18 protein-coding genes are annotated in these 17330 nt (G+C 63.8%); 6 read left to right on the top strand and 12 right to left on the bottom strand.

Annotated features, from left to right (window positions below):
* Window positions 1-10: 10 nt before the first annotated feature.
* The 3 genes from ORS3428_RS12740 to rpsD form a co-directional block, all read right to left on the bottom strand.
* Window positions 11-838: an inositol monophosphatase family protein gene (locus ORS3428_RS12740; protein WP_071098140.1), complete on the bottom strand. Its 828-nt coding sequence runs from the start codon at window positions 836-838 to the stop codon at window positions 11-13.
* Entirely contained in the window at window positions 828-1724 is an 897-nt protein-coding gene (gene ttcA / locus ORS3428_RS12735) for a tRNA 2-thiocytidine(32) synthetase TtcA (RefSeq protein ID WP_071098138.1), read from the bottom strand. The genes ORS3428_RS12740 and ttcA overlap by 11 nt, the downstream gene beginning before the upstream one ends.
* Before the next feature lie 109 nt (window positions 1725-1833).
* Window positions 1834-2451, bottom strand: coding sequence for a 30S ribosomal protein S4 (rpsD, locus tag ORS3428_RS12730; protein ID WP_071098135.1), 618 nt, complete (start codon window positions 2449-2451; stop codon window positions 1834-1836).
* Between the two features lie 414 nt (window positions 2452-2865).
* Here rpsD and ORS3428_RS12725 point away from each other — a divergent pair, with 414 nt between their 5' ends.
* The gene (locus ORS3428_RS12725; protein WP_071098130.1) at window positions 2866-3069 is read left to right on the top strand and encodes a hypothetical protein; all 204 of its coding nucleotides are present in this window, start codon (window positions 2866-2868) and stop codon (window positions 3067-3069) included.
* Between the two features lie 162 nt (window positions 3070-3231).
* On the opposite strand, the gene ORS3428_RS12720 is transcribed toward ORS3428_RS12725, so the two are convergent.
* The 3 genes from ORS3428_RS12720 to ORS3428_RS12710 form a co-directional block, all read right to left on the bottom strand.
* Window positions 3232-3414: a DUF3008 family protein gene (locus tag ORS3428_RS12720; RefSeq protein ID WP_071098127.1), complete on the bottom strand. Its 183-nt coding sequence runs from the start codon at window positions 3412-3414 to the stop codon at window positions 3232-3234.
* 159 nt (window positions 3415-3573) lie between these two features.
* Window positions 3574-4374 carry a glutamate racemase gene (murI, locus tag ORS3428_RS12715; RefSeq protein WP_071098124.1) on the bottom strand — a complete coding sequence of 267 codons (801 nt, stop codon included), beginning with the start codon at window positions 4372-4374 and terminating at the stop codon, window positions 3574-3576.
* Window positions 4375-4610: 236 nt separating this feature from the next.
* Window positions 4611-5450 (bottom strand): RNA methyltransferase, encoded by an 840-nt coding sequence (locus ORS3428_RS12710; protein ID WP_071098122.1) that lies wholly within the window; start codon window positions 5448-5450, stop codon window positions 4611-4613.
* A 208-nt stretch (window positions 5451-5658) separates the two neighbouring features.
* Here ORS3428_RS12710 and ORS3428_RS12705 point away from each other — a divergent pair, with 208 nt between their 5' ends.
* A complete protein-coding gene (locus ORS3428_RS12705; protein ID WP_071098119.1) occupies window positions 5659-6870 on the top strand; it encodes an NADP-dependent isocitrate dehydrogenase in 1212 nt (403 codons plus the stop codon).
* Window positions 6871-6956: 86 nt separating this feature from the next.
* The gene (locus ORS3428_RS12700; protein WP_071098117.1) at window positions 6957-7583 is read left to right on the top strand and encodes a glutathione S-transferase family protein; all 627 of its coding nucleotides are present in this window, start codon (window positions 6957-6959) and stop codon (window positions 7581-7583) included.
* 39 nt (window positions 7584-7622) lie between these two features.
* On the opposite strand, the gene ORS3428_RS12695 is transcribed toward ORS3428_RS12700, so the two are convergent.
* The 4 genes from ORS3428_RS12695 to recA all read right to left on the bottom strand — a co-directional run bounded on the left by ORS3428_RS12695 (window position 7623) and on the right by recA (window position 13614).
* Window positions 7623-8108, bottom strand: a complete 486-nt coding sequence (locus ORS3428_RS12695) for a DUF2269 family protein (protein WP_071098115.1) — start codon at window positions 8106-8108, stop codon at window positions 7623-7625.
* A complete protein-coding gene (locus tag ORS3428_RS12690) occupies window positions 8105-9400 on the bottom strand; it encodes an SDR family oxidoreductase (protein WP_071098113.1) in 1296 nt (431 codons plus the stop codon). Before ORS3428_RS12690 ends, ORS3428_RS12695 begins: the two co-directional genes overlap by 4 nt.
* 7 nt (window positions 9401-9407) lie before the next feature.
* Complete coding sequence (alaS, locus tag ORS3428_RS12685) at window positions 9408-12077, bottom strand: alanine--tRNA ligase (RefSeq protein WP_071098111.1); 2670 nt, start codon at window positions 12075-12077, stop codon at window positions 9408-9410.
* Window positions 12078-12516: 439 nt separating this feature from the next.
* Window positions 12517-13614, bottom strand: coding sequence for a recombinase RecA (recA, locus tag ORS3428_RS12680; protein WP_071098108.1), 1098 nt, complete (start codon window positions 13612-13614; stop codon window positions 12517-12519).
* Window positions 13615-13896: 282 nt separating this feature from the next.
* On the opposite strand from recA, the gene ORS3428_RS12675 reads away from it, so the two are divergent.
* Together ORS3428_RS12675 and ORS3428_RS12670 are read left to right on the top strand one after the other, a co-directional pair.
* Complete coding sequence (locus ORS3428_RS12675) at window positions 13897-14835, top strand: carbohydrate kinase family protein (protein WP_071098278.1); 939 nt, start codon at window positions 13897-13899, stop codon at window positions 14833-14835.
* Between the two features lie 51 nt (window positions 14836-14886).
* Complete coding sequence (locus ORS3428_RS12670) at window positions 14887-15804, top strand: pseudouridine-5'-phosphate glycosidase (protein WP_071098106.1); 918 nt, start codon at window positions 14887-14889, stop codon at window positions 15802-15804.
* Window positions 15805-15807: 3 nt separating this feature from the next.
* Here the strand turns inward: ORS3428_RS12670 and ORS3428_RS12665 are convergent, their stop codons facing one another.
* Complete coding sequence (locus ORS3428_RS12665; protein WP_071098104.1) at window positions 15808-16131, bottom strand: TfoX/Sxy family protein; 324 nt, start codon at window positions 16129-16131, stop codon at window positions 15808-15810.
* A gap of 88 nt (window positions 16132-16219) precedes the next feature.
* On the opposite strand from ORS3428_RS12665, the gene ORS3428_RS12660 reads away from it, so the two are divergent.
* Complete coding sequence (locus tag ORS3428_RS12660) at window positions 16220-16717, top strand: GFA family protein (protein WP_071098102.1); 498 nt, start codon at window positions 16220-16222, stop codon at window positions 16715-16717.
* Window positions 16718-16860: 143 nt separating this feature from the next.
* Here the strand turns inward: ORS3428_RS12660 and sufA are convergent, their stop codons facing one another.
* Entirely contained in the window at window positions 16861-17241 is a 381-nt protein-coding gene (sufA, locus tag ORS3428_RS12655) for a Fe-S cluster assembly scaffold SufA (protein ID WP_071098100.1), read from the bottom strand.
* Window positions 17242-17330 lie beyond the last annotated feature (89 nt).

Raw genomic sequence — 17330 nt, 5'->3', positions numbered from 1 at the left:
GGCGGCGATCCTAATCCGCCCAGAGCTCGCGACGCAATTCGTTCCAGCTTTGCTGGTCGGGGGCAACGAGCAGGCTGCCGTCGACATGCGACGGCAGATAAGGATCACCGTCGATCCGCGCGGCGTAGCCGCCGGCTTCCTGATGGATGAGCACGCCCGCAAGGTGATCCCACGGCATCAGCTTGTTGTAGACGACGAAATGCGCGTGGCCGCTGGCAAGAAGCCGGTATTCATGCGCGGCGCAGCGATAGCCGAACTGCGACAGCGCCTTGGTCTGGTTGCGGGCAAGGCGCGAGCGCTCCGGCTCCTTCAGATACTGCCAGTAGACGGCGCCCGTCATGTTAGAGATCGGCGCAGGCTCGGCGACCCGAACCTTCTCCAGCGCGCCATGCGCATGGCGGATATGGCTGCCCGCTCCCTTGGCGCCGATCAGCCAGTCCTTGCCGATGGGGTCGTGGATGATGCCGGCAACCGTCGCGCCTTTGACGACGACACCGAGYATGACGCCGAACAACGGCACGCCGGAAGCGAAGTTGAAGGTGCCGTCGACCGGATCGATGACGAAGGCAAGCTCGGCACCGCCGAGACCTGTGAGCAGAGCCGGATTGTCGGRGCAGGCTTCTTCGCCGACCACCATTGCATCGGGATAGCGTTCGCGCAGCCTGGCGGTGATCAGCCGCTCAGCATTGACGTCCGCCTCGGTCACCAGATCGGCAGCCGAGGTCTTCTGGCGGACATCGCCCTCGCCCAGCCGGCGAAAGCGCGGCATGATTTCGGCCCTGGCCGCCTCGGCGAGAAGATCGGCGAGCCAGTCGATTGCCCGGTCGTCAAATGTCATCGGAAATGTCTTGCCCTGTAGTGATGCCAGCATCGAGCGCGGCGAAGTCGAACAATTTTCGGTCGAGCAGATGCGAGGGCCGCACATTGGTCATGGCGCGGATCATCGTGTCCTTGCGGCCGGGCATGCGCTTCTCGATGTCGTCGAGCATCGCCTTCATCGCATTGCGCTGCAGCCCTTCCTGGCTGCCGCAAAGGTCGCACGGGATGATCGGAAACTTCATGGCGTTGGCGAATTTCTCGAGATCGGCCTCGGCGCAATAGGCGAGTGGGCGAAGCACCATGACATCGCCCTCGTCATTGATGAGCTTAGGCGGCATGGCGGCAAGGCGCCCGCCATGGAAGAGGTTCATGAAGAAGGTTTCGAGGACGTCCTCGCGATGATGGCCGAGCACAAGCGCGGAGCAGCCCTCCTCGCGCGCGATGCGGTAGAGATGGCCGCGCCTAAGCCGCGAGCAGAGCGAGCAATAGGTGCTGCCCTCTGGCAGCTTGTCGGTAACCACCGAATAGGTGTCCTGGTACTCGATGCGGTGAGGAATGCCGTTGGCGCTGAGATACTCCGGCAGGATGTGTTTTGGAAAGTTCGGCTGACCCTGGTCGAGATTGCAGGCAAGCAACTCGACCGGCAGCAGCCCGCGCCATTTGAGGTCGAGCAGCAAGGCAAGCAGGCCGTAGGAGTCCTTGCCGCCGGACAGCGCGACCAGCCAGCGCTCGCCGGGCTTGACCATGGCGAAGTCCTCTACCGCCTGGCGGGTGAGCCGCAGCAGCCGCTTGCGCAGCTTGTTGAACTCGACTGAGGACGGCACATCGCGAAACAGCGGATGAAACCCGCCCTCCGGTTCATAGGCGATCGGCTCAAGCGATTTGATATCTGGCAGCATGTTCATGGCGCATATGCCCCACGGTCTTCGTTGCCGTTCCGATTAGCGGACATGACCGACAAAGAAAAGGCCGCCTCGAGAGGCGGCCTGGGATGATGTCGCTGATTGGCTTCGATCAGCGCGAATAGAATTCGACGACCAGGTTCGGTTCCATCTGGACGGCGAACGGCACGTCCGACAGGCCGGGAACGCGGCTGTAGGTCGCGGTCATCTTGTTGTGGTCGGCCTCGATGTAGTCCGGCACGTCGCGCTCGGCCAAACCAACCGACTCCAGCACGATGACGAGCTGCTTCGACTTCTCGCGCACCTCGATGACGTCGCCCGGCTTGCAGCGGTACGAGCCGATGTTGACGCGCTTGCCGTTGACGTTGACGTGGCCGTGGTTGACGAACTGGCGGGCCGCGAAGATGGTCGGCACGAACTTGGCGCGATAGACGATCGCGTCGAGACGCGACTCGAGCAGGCCGATCAGGTTCTCGGAGGTGTCGCCCTTGCGGCGGTTGGCCTCTTCGTAGACCTTGCGGAACTGCTTTTCCGAAACGTCGCCATAATAGCCCTTCAGCTTCTGCTTGGCGCGCAGCTGCAGACCGAAGTCGGAAAGCTTGCCCTTGCGGCGCTGGCCATGCTGGCCGGGGCCGTATTCACGCTTGTTGACCGGGGACTTCGGGCGGCCCCAGATGTTTTCGCCCAGACGGCGGTCGATCTTGTATTTTGCGGATTCGCGCTTGCTCATCGCATTCCCTTTCAAAACAATATACCCGGAACCCCATGGTTCCGGGCGAAGGAAACGCGCCCTCCTCTGGCCTCCGTTTTCGAGACCTGACAGGGTTTTCCACGCAACGCGACGGAAAACCCACGGGACACGTCGGTTCGAACAAGACCGCCGACAGGCTCACTTCCGGTGAGGTCTTGCCCATGTAAAGAAACCACCGGGCGTCGCCACCCGGTGTTGATGGGCCTGTTAAACAGAGATTTAACCGCTGTCAAGCTTGTGACTGGCGGCTCGACCGGCAAAGCAATAACAATTCAGCGTTGCATGCGGTGCCGGCGGACACCACCGACGGCTTGAGGGCGGGTGCAATCATTTTGGACGCAAGCTCGCCCTGACACTTGATGAAGGGACTGGAGCAGAGGAGTCCGAATTCCCATGAAGAAATTCTTCCTTACCTTGACCGGAGCCGCGGTGTTGGCGGGTTCGATGGCGKTCATGACGCCGGAGCCAGCGATGGCCAGGCACTGGCACGGCCACAAGCAGGTGTGCCGCGTCGTGGTGAAGAAAAGGGTCGTATGGCGGCACGGCCACCCTCATGTCGTCCGCTACAAGGTGCGGCGCTGCTGGTGGCGCTGGTAATTTCCCGGCTTTCGCCAATCCGGAAAAGCCCGCGGTTCGCCCCGCGGGCTTTTTCCATCCGGTCCCAATATCGTGAGGGGCGTAGTGGAGACGCAACGAGCGACCCCATCGGGCCTAGAACGACATACACTCGCCACCGGCAGAGCGGCCGGCGATAGACGATCACGATTTCTTGCCGGGCAGGCCCTTGCGCTTGGTTTCGGCGAATTCCTCGAGCTGTTCCTCGCTCATCGATTCATACATTTCGCGCGAGGCGCCTTTCAGCTCGCTCTTCTTGATCTCGCCGCRCTTGGCCGCGAGCGCGGCACCAGCGGCCTTTTGCTGGGCTTGCGATGTAGCGGGCATGGTCGAGTCCTCCTTCGCTGTGAAGAGAACGCTGCGCCGCGGCCGCAGTTCCAGCGCCAGCGAATGTCGCCCAAAAATGCGCAGCGGTTTTGGGACAACGGCGTGCGCAAATACAAAAACATCACACCGTCGGCTGAATCCCTTCCAGCGAGAGGCTCTTTAGCGTGCRGTCAATCCAAAGCCCTGGATGAGCCGTCTCGTCGCGAAATCCACCTTGCCGGAGGTGAAGAGAGCGATATCGGGCTCGCTCTCACTGGACTGCTCCCCGACGGGTTCGAGCAAAGACATCGCGCGCCGCGCGATCGCTTCCGCCGGATCGATCCAATCGACCGGCCAGGGCGCCGTCTTGCGCATGCGGTTGACCAGGAACGGGTAATGCGTGCAGGCGAGCACGACGATGTCGGTGCGCATGCCGTCGCGCTCGATGAAGCAGGGCGCGATCTCCGCCCGCACGGCCTCCTCGTCGACAAAACCCTCGCGCATATAGATTTCGGCCAGTCCGGCGAGCCGGTCGCTGCCGACCAGGCGGACATGGCATTTCTGCGCCCATTTGCCGATCAGGTCGCGCGTGTACTGGCGCTTCACCGTGCCGGGTGTCGCCAGCACCGACACCAGGCCGGAACGGGTGCGCTCGGCCGCCGGCTTGATCGCCGGCACGGTGCCGACAAAGGGATGGCCGGGGAACTTTTCGCGCAGCGCATCGATCACCAGGGTCGAGGCGGTGTTGCAGGCGATGACGGAGATCGCCGGCTGCAAACGGTCGAGCAGTTTGCCGAACAGCGAAAGGATGTGCTCCTTGAGCGCCGGTTCCTCCCAGGCACCATAGGGGAATGCCGCGTCGTCGGCGACGTAGACGAAGCGCCGGTCCGGCATCAGCACACGCGCTTCGCGCAGCACCGTCAGCCCGCCGATGCCGGAATCGAACATCAGGATCGGGCTGTGACTTGAGCGATCATTCATTGTCAGCGGACCAAAAAGACCTTGGCCCGTGATTTGGCCAACGGCGCTTCTATCCTGAACGATCATGGTGTTGAAGTGRCTAACGCCAGCAACTTTTGCGCAGAACTCGTGATCGCTCGCGCTCTTCTTCGCCGATCGTGATGCATGTCACCCAAAATAAGGACAGCGGTTTGGGGAAACGACATGCATCAAAACAAAGACTTAAAGCGCGTCGTCTGGATACAGTGCGATGCGCCTTAAGCTTCCTTGCCTTTCGTGCGCGTGGCGGCGGCGGGCAGCCGCCGCGGATCGTCCCCCGGCGAACCGTCACCCCGCGGCATTGCCGGCGAGAACCGGTCGAGCGAGGAGATGATGCCGCGCAGCACCTTGAGTTCCGGCTCCGCGAAGCCTGCCCGCGTCAGCACGGCGCGCAGATTGTCGACCATCTTGGGTTTCTTCTCTTCCGGGCGGAAATAGCCGCGCGCTTCCAGCGCGCCCTCGAGATAAGTGAACAGGCTGTGCAGCTGTTCCTTGGTTGCCGGAACGAGCTCCGGTCCGGAGAAGTTGGTCGCGGTCTCGTCGGCGAGGCCGGACTTCATCCACTCATAGGACATCAACAGCACGGCTTGCGCGATATTGAGCGAGGAGAAGCCGGGATCGACGGGAAAGGTGACGATCTCGTCGGCGAGGCCGACCTCTTCATTGTAAAGACCGAAGCGCTCGCGGCCGAAGAGGATACCGGTGCGCAGCCCGGCCTGCTCGCGGGCCCGGAGCGCCCTGCCCGCTTCCACCGGACCGCGCACCGGCTTGAAGCCGTCGCGCTCGCGCGCCGTGGTGGCGAAGACGAAGTTGAGGTCGGCGACCGCCGAGGCAAGGTCGTCGAACACTTTCGTGGCATCGATGACATGGTCGGCGCGGCTGGCTGCCGCGCGCGCCTTCTCGCTCGGCCAGCCGTCGCGCGGATTTACCAGACGCAGTTCCGAAAGGCCGAAATTCGCCATGGCGCGTGCGACCATGCCGATATTCTCGCCGAGCTGAGGCTCGACGAGGATAATCGCCGGTCCGGCGTTCTTGGCTGGGTCTTTTGCGGTTGGCATGGCTCTCGATAATCAGGGTTTGCGGCGTTTCGGCGTCCCCTGCCACATCCGGCCCGGAAAATGAAGCATTCACAACAGCGGCACCGGTCTGTGGTCGGCTTGTCGCGGTTTGCGCGCTCAAAAAGGCTTTGATATACGCTGCGCAACTCCGGCCGAAACCAATGCGGGCAAGGCCGTTCAGATCCCCCAGCAACGAGGCATTCTTTCCATGGCGAAGATCAAGGTGGCGAACCCGATCGTCGAGCTCGACGGCGACGAGATGACCCGCATCATCTGGCAGTTCATCAAGGACAAGCTGATCCACCCTTATCTCGACATCAAGCTGGACTATTTCGACCTCGGCATCGAGAACCGCGACGCCACCAACGACCAGGTGACCGTCGACTCGGCCAACGCCATCAAGAAGTACGGCGTCGGCGTGAAATGCGCGACGATCACGCCCGACGAGGCGCGCGTCGAGGAATTCAAGCTCAAGAAGATGTGGAAGTCGCCCAACGGCACCATCCGCAACATTCTCGGCGGCACCATCTTCCGCGAGCCGATCATCATGAAGAATGTGCCGCGCCTGGTGCCGGGCTGGACCAAGCCGATCGTCGTCGGCCGTCATGCCTTCGGCGACCAGTACCGCGCCACCGACTTCCGCTTCCCCGGCAAGGGTAAGCTTTCAATCAAGTTCGTCGGCGAGGACGGCCAGGTGATCGAGCATGACGTGTTCGACGCACCGGGCGCCGGTGTAGCCATGGCTATGTACAATCTCGACGAGTCGATCYGCGAATTCGCCCGCGCTTCGCTGAACTACGGCCTGCTGCGCAACTTCCCGGTCTATCTGTCGACCAAGAACACCATCCTCAAGGCCTATGACGGCCGCTTCAAGGACATCTTCCAGGAAGTCTACGAGAAGGAATTCGAGGCCGAATTCAAGGCGCGCAAGCTCTGGTACGAGCACCGCCTGATCGACGACATGGTGGCTTCCAGCCTGAAATGGTCGGGCGGCTATGTCTGGGCCTGCAAGAATTATGACGGCGACGTGCAGTCCGACACTGTGGCACAGGGCTTCGGCTCGCTCGGCCTGATGACCTCGGTGCTGATGACGCCGGACGGCAAGACGGTGGAAGCAGAGGCCGCGCACGGCACCGTTACCCGCCATTATCGCCAGCACCAGAGGGGCGAGGAAACCTCGACAAACTCGATCGCCTCGATCTTCGCCTGGACGCGCGGTCTCGCCCATCGCGCCAAGCTTGACGACAATGCCGAGCTGAAGCGCTTCGCCGAGACGCTGGAAAAAGTCTGCATCCAGACCGTCGAGGCCGGCTTCATGACCAAGGACCTGTCGCTGCTGATCGGTCCCGACCAGCACTGGCTCTCGACCACTGGCTTCCTCGACAAGATCGACGAGAATTTGCAGAAGGCGATGGGGTAAGGAGCGGTGCGCGAAGCACGTGAAAAGCCCCCAAATGGGCTTTTCATGCGACGAACGCCCGGAGCCATAGCGGAGGGCCGGGCCGCATGACCAAGCCGATCCTCTACGGCGCCGATTACAGCGTCTATGTGCGCATCGCGCGGATGACGCTGGAGGAAAAGGGCGTCGACTACGAGCTAGTGCCTCTCGATATCTTCGCGGCCGACGGCATTCCGGCCTGGTATCTGGAGCATCATCCGTTCGGCCGCATCCCCGCCTTCGAGCATGACGGCTTCCGCCTCTTCGAGACTGCTGCCATCGCACGCTATGTCGACGAGGCTTTCCCCGGTCCGGCCCTGCAGCCTGCCGATCCGCGCGGCCGCGCGAGGATGAATCAGGTTATCGGCATGTTCGATGCCTATGGCTACSGCGCCATGGTCTGGGACGTCGCGGTCGAGCGGCTGGAAAAGACGCCGGCCGACGAGAGCCTGATCGCCGACGGCCTGCGCCAGGCTGAAACGGTGCTCGAGGTGCTGACGTCGCTGAAGGCGAAGGGACCTTGGCTGCTCGGCGACCAGATCACGCTGGCCGACCTGCATGCCGCGCCGATCATCGCCTATTTCGTCAAGGTAGCCGAAGGCTGCGATTTGCTGGCGCGCTTTGCGGACATCCAGGAGTGGCATGCGCGCATTGCCGATCGCGCGAGCTTTGCCAGGACGGAGAAAACTGGCTGAATCGATCGCATACCAACCTGCGACAGTTCAGGCCGGATTCTATGGCCAAAGGCCGATCTCCGGTCGGGTCACCATCAGCCAGAGGATCGCCAGGACTGCGCCAAAGGCTGGAAAACCGCAGGCAAACCAGATGCGAAAGAGGCGCTTTTCCTCGTACGGCAACGGCACTTTGTCACGGGCAGCTTCGCGCGCCAGATCGCGCATGCGCATCTGGATCCAGACGACCGGCAGCCAGAAGGCGCCGGCAACCGCATAAAGCAGTAGCGAAAGCACGATCCAGCCTTGGCTGAGAGGCCAGCCGACCTCGCGCGCCAGCAGCGCCCCGGTGATCGGCTGAAATATGACGGCTGTTGCCGTGAAGATGGCGTCGGCAACAACGACAGTGCCTGCGACATGAGCGACGATCTCGGGCTTGCCTGTCCGCTGGGCCATGAGCATGAAGAACGCTATACCGGCACCGGTGCCGAACAGCACTGCGGCGCCGATCACGTGGAGCCAGCGCAATATGTCGGCCCAGACGCTCATCGATCGTCCAGGATCGCAAGCGCTACCAGAGCGAGACAAAGCGTGGGTACGGCCTTGACTATCGCCCCGAGGGGATCAAGCCACAGACCGGGAGCAAGCACGGTCGCAGCCGCAAGGTAGAATAAGGTGATGGCAATCATCGCCATCAGCGCAGTCCGTGCGAGGGCTCGCAGCAGAACTGCGGCTCCGACAACGATGTCCGCCGCGCTTCCGGCAAGAACCATCGCCTGCGCGGAACTTTGCGACAGGCCATGGGATACGAGAATGGCCGCGGCCGCGTCGTGCCGGGCGAACCCGACAATTCCGGAAACGAGCCAGAACATCGACAGGACCGCGAACACGACCGGTTTCAGCAGCCAAAGCTGCGCGAACCATCGCTCCTGAACATGCGCCGGCATGGCGGCCAATGTTGTTTCGAGCGGCTGTGGCGGACGGCCGTCAATCTCGGTCCAGACGCTGGCATTGCCGGTGATGCCCTTCTCAATGGCGGCAAGTGCCGCGCTGCGCAAGGGAGATCGCCACCCGAGAAAGCCAAGCCCATCGGCCACGGCGCCGGCGAGCCGGGCAACAATCGCTGGCATTGCCACGGCCGGCGCCTTGGGCAAGCCAAGCCAGGCACGAAATTCAAGCAGGACTGCCGCGAGAGGTCTGGCCCGCTCCTCGACCAGTTCGATGATCTGACCGCTCGCCAGGCGCCCGGCAACCGCGCGTGATACCGCCTCGGCGACATCCGCCACCGAAACGGTCTGGATAGGCCGATCCGCCAGCACCGCGGGCACTATCCCCGGGATTGCAGCAAGAGCGCGCAACAAGGCCGTTCCGCCATAGGCGGCGGGCGCGATGACAAGACCGGGCCGCAGGATCGTCCAGTCCAGGGACGACGAAACAACGGCGCGGTCGCCTTCCGCCTTCGTCCGGCAGAAGGCGCTGTCGGAATCGAGGTCTGCTCCAATGGCTGAAACCCGCACGAACCGACCGACACCGGCCTGCTCGCAAGCCGTGACGAGAGCGGCGACCGAATCCCGGTGGACGGCTTCCAACTGATCGCGGGGACCATCCTGCAAGGCGCCGGCAGCGTTCACAACCGCCTCGACGCCGGCAAGCAAGGGAACCCAGTCTGCTGCTGCAAGCAGCCGCGACATGTCCGCAGCGATCCACTGGACGCGGGGCTTGCGCCGCCGCGCCTGGCCGACGTCGCGGCCGAGCCCGACCAGGTCGTGGCCGTCTTCGATCAATCGTTCAAGGACGGCTTCTCCAATCAGTCCGTAGCCGCCGAGAACGAGGACCTTCATCGGGCCGTCACGCTGCTTCGAGCGCCGCCCTCACAGCCGCGATTGCGTCATTGGCCTTGGAGGCGTCGGGGCCGCCGGCTTGGGCCATGTCGGGACGCCCGCCGCCGCCCTGCCCGCCAAGTGCGGCGGAGGCAACGCGCACCAGGTCGATGGCGCTGAAGCGGCTGGTCAGGTCTTCCGTGACGGCGACCACCACGCTTGCCTTGTTGTCCTCGCCGGCGCCGACGAAGACGACGACACCGGACCCGAGCGTCTTCTTGCCGGCATCGGCCAGCGGCTTCAGATCCTTCGGCGCGACGCCGCTGACGGCCTTGCCGAGGAAGCCGACGCCGGCGACGGTCTCGTTGGTGGGCGGAGCATCGGACACGGCCGTGCCGGCGCCAAGCGCCAGTTTCTTGCGCGCCTCGGAGAGCTCCTTCTCGAGCTTCTTGCGCTCTTCGAGCAGCATCTCGACGCGCGCAGGCACGTCCGCCGGTGAGATCTTCAAGCTCGCGGCGGCCGCCTTGAGGCGCCTGTCCTGGTCGTCGAGATGCTTGCGCGCGGCTTCGCCGGTCAGCGCCTCGATGCGGCGCACGCCGGCGGCCACCGCGCTGTCCGAAAGGATGCGCACCAGGCCGATATCGCCGGTCGACTTCACATGCGTGCCGCCGCAAAGCTCGACCGAATAGGGACGGTTGGCCTTGGCGCCATGCAGGCCCGTGCCCATCGACACAACGCGCACCTCGTCGCCGTACTTCTCGCCGAACAGCGCCATGGCGCCCTCGGCAATGRCATCGTCGACCGACATCAACCGCGTCGTCACCGGGCTGTTCTGCACGACGATCTCGTTTGCCATGCGCTCGACATCCTCGAGCTCGTCCGGCGAGATCGGCTTATTGTGCGAGATGTCGAAGCGCAGGCGATCCGGCGCGACCAGCGAGCCTTTCTGCGCGACATGGGTGCCCAGCACCTCGCGCAGCGCCTCGTGGATGAGATGCGTCGCGGAATGGTTGGCGCGCAGCTTCGAGCGGCGGRCATGGTCGACCTTCAACTCGACGGCAGCGCCCGTCCTGACCGTGCCGCTCGCCACCTTGCCAAAATGCACGAACAGGCCGTCGGCCTTCTTCTGGGTGTCGGAAACCTCGATCGAGAAGCCGTCGCCCAAGATCACGCCGGTATCGCCCATCTGGCCGCCGGATTCGCCATAGAACGGCGTCTGGTTGACGACGACAGCAACCGCATCGCCCTCGCCGGCGCTATCGACGGTCTTGCCGTCCTTGACCACCGCTTGGACCAGGCCTTCAGCTTCTTCCGTCTCGTAACCGAGGAAATCGGTCGCACCCACCTTCTCGCGGACCGGGAACCAGACCGTCTCGGTCGCGGCTTCGCCGGAGCCCGCCCAATGCGCGCGCGCTTCCGCCTTCTGCCGCTCCATCGCATCGGTGAAGCCGGCGACGTCGACCGAGATGCTGCGCTGGCGCAGTGCATCCTGCGTCAGGTCGAGCGGGAAGCCGTAGGTGTCGTAGAGCTTGAAGGCCGTCTCGCCGTCCAGCATGTCGCCGGCGCCGAGCTTCTCCGTCGCATCCGCCAGGAGGCCCAGGCCACGCGCCAGCGTCTTGCGGAATCGTGTTTCCTCGAGCTTCAGCGTCTCGGTGATCAGCGCCTCGCCGCGGCCGAGCTCGGGATAGGCCTGGCCCATCTCGCGCACCAGCGCCGGCACCAGTTGCCACATCAGTGGCTCCTTGGCGCCGAGCAGCTGCGCATGGCGCATGGCGCGGCGCATGATGCGGCGAAGCACATAGCCGCGGCCTTCGTTGGAGGGCAGCACGCCGTCGGCCACAAGGAAGGAGCATGAGCGCAGGTGATCGGCGATGACGCGGTAGGACGCGACGTTCTCTTCGCTGGGACCGTACCCGAGCGCCGAGGACGCGGCGTCGATCAGGTGCTTGAACAGGTCGGTCTCGAAGACGCTCTCCACCCCCTGCAGGATGGAGGCCATGCGCTCCAGGCCCATGCCGGTGTCGATCGACGGGCGCGGCAGGTCAATACGCTCTTCCTTCGTCACCTGCTCATACTGCATGAACACCAGGTTCCAGAACTCCAGGAACCGGTCGCCGTCCTCTTCCGGGCTGCCGGGAGGGCCGCCCCAGATATGCTCGCCGCGGTCGATGAAGATTTCCGAGCACGGCCCGCAGGGTCCGGTGTCTCCCATCGCCCAGAAATTGTCCGAGGTCGGGATGCGGATGATGCGGTCGTCGGAGAAGCCGGCGATCTTCTTCCAGTGGCCGGCCGCCTCGTCATCGGTGTGATAGACGGTGACCAGGAGCTTGTCCTTCGGCAGGCCGAAATCCCTGGTGATCAGGTTCCAGGCAAGCTCGATCGCGCGCTCCTTGAAGTAGTCGCCGAACGAGAAATTGCCGAGCATCTCGAAGAAGGTGAGATGGCGCGCGGTGTAGCCGACATTGTCGAGGTCGTTGTGCTTGCCGCCGGCGCGCACGCTCTTCTGCGCCGTCGCGGCGCGCGAATAGGAGCGCTTCTCCAGGCCGGTGAAGACGTTCTTGAACTGTACCATGCCGGCGTTGGTGAACATCAGCGTCGGATCGTTGCGCGGCACCAGCGGGCTGGAGGCAACGATCTCGTGACCCTCCTTGCGGAAATAGTCGAGGAATGTCGACCGGATCTCGTTCACGCCACTCATGGATACTTGCCTTTTTCGCGAGAACCGCCGGCTCGGCCGGCGGCAAATGGGCTCTTGTGTTTCAGAAGATAGATTGGCCTTTTAGCCGCAGCTCTTGACCCTGTCCAGAAACACGGATCGAGGCATGCCGCCCAACACTGCGCGGCAGTTTTGGAAAGCGACATGCTTGAACATTGACGTAAAGCACGGCGCCCCGATCCGTTCCAGCGCAACGCGCTTTAGGCCAACTCATCAATCCGGCGACGGCTGACAACGATCCCCAAACGCAAACCGCCGGCGCTAAGGGCCGGCGGTTCGGGACGCAAATACTAAGAACTCGGTTACATAAGCATATGACGATATAGCGGGATTGTGGCCAAACTCCGGCTGCCCAACAAATTGCCCTTTACGCAACTCCGGACAGAAGCGCTGCGCACTTTTGCRGGAATTGCTTGGCGTCTCACATGGCGCCGGCTTCGTCCTCGTAACCGTCATCGCCGCCCTCGGAACCGCCATTCTCGAGGAATTTCTCGGCGATCAGCCCGGCATTCTGCCGCAGCGCCATCTCGATCTCGCGCGCTGTGTCGGGATTGTCGCGCAGGAACAGCTTGGCGTTCTCGCGGCCCTGGCCGAGACGCTGCGAATTGTAGGAGAACCAGGCGCCCGACTTCTCGACCACGCCGGYCTTGACGCCGAGATCGATCAGCTCGCCGGTCTTCGACACGCCCTCGCCATACATGATGTCGAACTCGACGACCTTGAAGGGCGGAGCCAGCTTGTTCTTCACCACCTTGACGCGGGTCTGATTGCCGACGACCTCGTCGCGGTCCTTGACCGAGCCGATGCGGCGGATGTCGAGGCGCACCGAGGCATAGAACTTCAGCGCGTTGCCGCCGGTGGTTGTCTCAGGCGAGCCGAACATGACGCCGATCTTCATGCGGATCTGGTTGATGAAGATGACCATGGTGTTGGAGCGCGAGATCGAGGCGGTGAGCTTGCGCAGCGCCTGGCTCATCAGACGGGCCTGGAGACCGGGCAGCGCGTCGCCCATCTCGCCCTCGATTTCGGCGCGCGGCGTCAGCGCCGCCACCGAGTCGACCACCAGCACGTCGATAGCGCCGGAACGCACCAGCGTGTCGCAGATTTCAAGCGCCTGCTCGCCGGTGTCGGGCTGCGAGATCAAGAGGTTTTCGAGGTCGACGCCGAGCTTGCGGGCATAGACCGGATCGAGCGCGTGCTCGGCATCGACGAAAGCACAGATGCCGCCCTTCTTCTGGGCTTCCGCAACCGTATGCAGCGCCAGCGTCGTCTTGCCCGAGCTTTCCGGCCCGTAGATTTCGATGATGCGGCCGCGCGGCAGGCCACCGACGCCGAGCGCGATATCGAGGCCGAGCGATCCCGTCGGCACGGTTTCGATCTCAACCACCTGCTCGTTCGTGCCGAGCCGCATGATCGAGCCCTTGCCGAAGGCGCGCTCGATTTGCGACAGCGCCGCATCCAGAGCCTTTGATTTGTCCACTGCCTTATCCTCTACAAGCCGCAAAGTATTCTGAGCCATGATACATCACCCCTTGGTCGTCAATGAAGGCCGGACAATCCGTGATCCCTAGGGTTTTGTACCTTCTTTGTTCTCATTTGGCAAGGGGCATCAAATGGCTGAAAAACAATCAATATCTGGATTTGTTCTGCTTATGTCTCGCTAGCGCTAGCGCATATCGGCCCCGCTGGCTCAAACGAGATTTCCATATCCAGACGACCCGAATCGCGACCCCGATTGCGGGGCGATGCGCAGGAACCTAGTGTGCGCACGCGAACAATCAACGAAGGTCTCCTCCCCAGCATGCCGACATCTCCAAAGATCCTGGCCGTGGGCGGCGCCCATATCGACCGGCGCGGCCAGGTCACGGGCGCCTATGTGCCCGCCGCCTCCAACCCCGGCATTATGCGCGAGGATGTCGGCGGCGGCGTCTTCAACGCGCTGCGCAGCGTGGTGAAGCGCGGTGTGTCGGCCTCGCTGCTTTCGGTGCGCGGCGGCGACGCGGCGGCGGAGACGGTCGCATCGGCGATCGCTGGGGCCGGCATCGCCGACCTCTCGGTGGTGTTCCTCGACCGCACGACGCCAAGCTACACGGCGCTGATCGACAGCGAGGGCGAGTTGATCGTCGGCTTCGCCGATATGGGCCTCTACGACCTCGCCTTCCCCAAGCAGATCCGCCGCGCCAAGGTGCGCGAGGCGATAGCCGAAGCTGACGCGATCCTCTGCGATGCGAACCTGCCGACAGCGGCGCTCGAACGCCTAGTGGCTCAGGCCAACGACTGGCCGGTCTTCGCCATTGCCATCTCGCCGGCCAAGGTCGTGCGGCTCGCGCCGCTGCTCGGCAACCTCTCGGCCCTGTTCATGAACCGCCGCGAAGCCGCGGCCCTTGCCGGCATGGACATGTCTGACCAGGATCTTGTCAACGAGCTCAGGCATTTGGGCTTGGCGGCGGGTGTGGTGACAGCCGGCAGCGCTCCGGTGCTTGGCTTCGACCAATCCGGCGTCTTTGCCATCGACCCGCCCGCGCCGCGACGGGTCGTCGACGTGACCGGCGCGGGCGACGCCCTGACCGGAGCCACGGTCGCCGCGCTGCTCCGCGGCCTGCCGCTGCGGGCAGCGCTGCGCGAAGGCGTGGCCGCGGCAATCCTCGCCATCGAGAGCGCCGAAGCGGTGCCGTCCTTCACGGCCGGCAGCTTCGCGCAGGCGCTGGCCCTTGTGCCGGAGGCGCGAGAGGTGGCATAGCGCCACCAAATCATCTTGCCGGAGTGTTTTTCTCCGGACTGGAGAACGAATATGACGCCTGAAACCGCACGCCCCTTCATCGACATCCACCCGCCGGTGGCGGAGGCGCTCGCCGCCGGGCGGCCGGTGGTGGCGCTGGAAAGCACCATCATCACCCATGGCATGCCCTACCCCGACAACGGCGCGATGGCGGCCAAGGTCGAGCAGATCATCGCTGACCGCGGTGCGGTGCCTGCGACGATCGCCGTGGTCAACGGCCGCATCAAGGTCGGCCTGTCCGACGGCGAGCGCGAATCGCTTGCCATGACCGGCGACGCCATGAAGCTGTCGCGTGCCGATATCGGCTTTGCCGTCGCGCAAGGGCGCACGGGCGGCACCACGGTGGCCGCCACCATGATCGCCGCGCATATGGCCGGCATAAAGGTCTTCGCCACCGGCGGCATCGGCGGCGTCCACAAGGGTGCGGAAAAGAGCTTTGACATCTCGGCCGACCTCGACGAGCTGGCGCGCACGCCGGTCATCGTCGTCTCGGCCGGCGCCAAGGCGATCCTAGACATCGAAAAGACGCTGGAGGTGCTGGAAACGCGCGGCGTGCCGGTCATCGGCCATGGCTGCGAAACCATGCCGGCCTTCTGGTCGAGGCAGTCGCCCTTCCGCGCGCCGCTGACGCTGCACGCCCCGGAAGACATTGCGCATTTCTACCGGACGCGGCAGGCGCTCGGCCTCGGCGGCGGCATCCTCGTCGCCAATCCGGTGCCGGAGAGCGAGGAAATCCCGGCAGCCGAAATGGACGGCTATATCCAGGCGGCGCAAAAGGCAGCCGAAGCACAGAATGTCACCGGCAAGGCGGTAACGCCCTTCCTGCTCTCGAAGATCCTGGAGCTCACTGGCGGCCGCAGCCTCAAGACCAACATCGCGCTGGTTGAGAACAATGCCCGCCTGGCGGCGGAGATCGCGAAGGCTTTGTAGCGCCTACCTCCCCGCCCTTCGCCCGGCCTCATAAGCCCGACGCGCCCAGACTGCCATTTCGTCGGGATCGTCGAAGGCGCTGTCGGGAACGCTCCAGTAGGGCATCGCCACCGTCTTGCCGTGCCGCGAACCGGTATAGGTCCACTGGCTGCAGCCGGCGGCCTCGAACTCGGGRATGCTCTCCTCGTCCGCCTTCAGCATCAACTCGCCGCGCACGACGACCGCGACGATGACGCCGTCGCAATAGATGCCCTTGCCGCCGAACAGCTTGCGGATGCTGATCGGCCCCAAGCTCTCGAACAATTCTTCAAGCCGCGCATTGTCCATGTCGCGATCATCTCACCCGGCAGGGGCCTTGTCATCGCCGCAACCAAAAGCATGCTGACAGGTTGAACTTGGAAACGGAGTTCCCGCCATGCCTGTCCTGCTCAAAGGCTCCTGCCGCTGCGGCGCCGTGCGCTTCGAGGTTGAGAGCCACACGCCGGTGCCGTTCATGCTCTGCTACTGCTCGATCTGCCGCAAGCAGCAGGGTGGCGGCGGTTATGYGATCAACCTCGGCGCCGACTACGAGACGCTGAACGTCAGAGGCAGGCGCAGCCTCGGCGTCTACCGCGCCGAGATCGAGGACGACGAGCATCCGCGTTGCGAGGTCTCGACCGGCGAGCGCAATTTCTGCCGCAAATGCGGCGCCGCGCTCTGGCTCTATGATCCGACCTGGCCGGACCTCGTCCACCCCTTCTCTTCGGCGATCGACAGCGATCTGCCGATGCCGCCGGAAAAGGTGCATCTGATGCTGAAATACAAGGCAAACTGGGTCGAGCCGGTGATCGGCAAGAACGACAAGGTATTCGACGTCTATCCCGAGGAATCGATCGCCGACTGGCACAAGCGGACAGGAATGTGGGTGGATTAGGGTTCTACGAGGAGAAGATGCCGCAGGCAAATGAGGGGCGGCGCAAATTTTGGAAAGTGCGACGCGAACTCGGATACGCTCGCCCTGCCACTCATCCGGGGCCCGTTGGGCCACCTTCTCCAGTAATCGGGCGAAAGAAGAACTTAGGCCGACGCGCGCGCCTCGGCCAGCGCCTTGAGATCGGCGGGCTTCAGCTCGACGGATTCGCCGCAGCCGCAGGCCGAGCTCTGGTTCGGGTTCTTGAAGGTGAAGCCGGTACGCAGCGTCGTTTGCTCGAAATCCATCTCGGTCCCGAGCAGGAAGAGCGCCGCTTCGGGCGCGACGTAGACATGCGCGCCATCGCGCTCAATGTGGTCGTCCTTGGGGTTGGGCTCGGTAACCAGCTCGACCGTGTATTCCATGCCGGCGCAACCGCCCTTGCGGATGCCAAGGCGGATGCCATGCGCGTTGTCGCGCGCCGCGACGATCTCGCGCACGCGGTCCGCTGCCTTGTCGGTCATCGTGATGACGGCGAAGCGTCCCATATCATTCTCCACGTTCGCGCGGGTTCAAGGCCCACGGAATGAGTCTGCCCTTAAAGATGGTGAAGTTTCAGCTGCGCTGCAAGCCAACC

Source organism: Mesorhizobium sp. ORS 3428 (genome assembly GCF_001854785.1).
In the GTDB taxonomy this organism is placed as follows: Bacteria; Pseudomonadota; Alphaproteobacteria; order Rhizobiales; family Rhizobiaceae; genus Mesorhizobium.
This window is presented reverse-complemented; position numbering and strand designations above follow the sequence as displayed.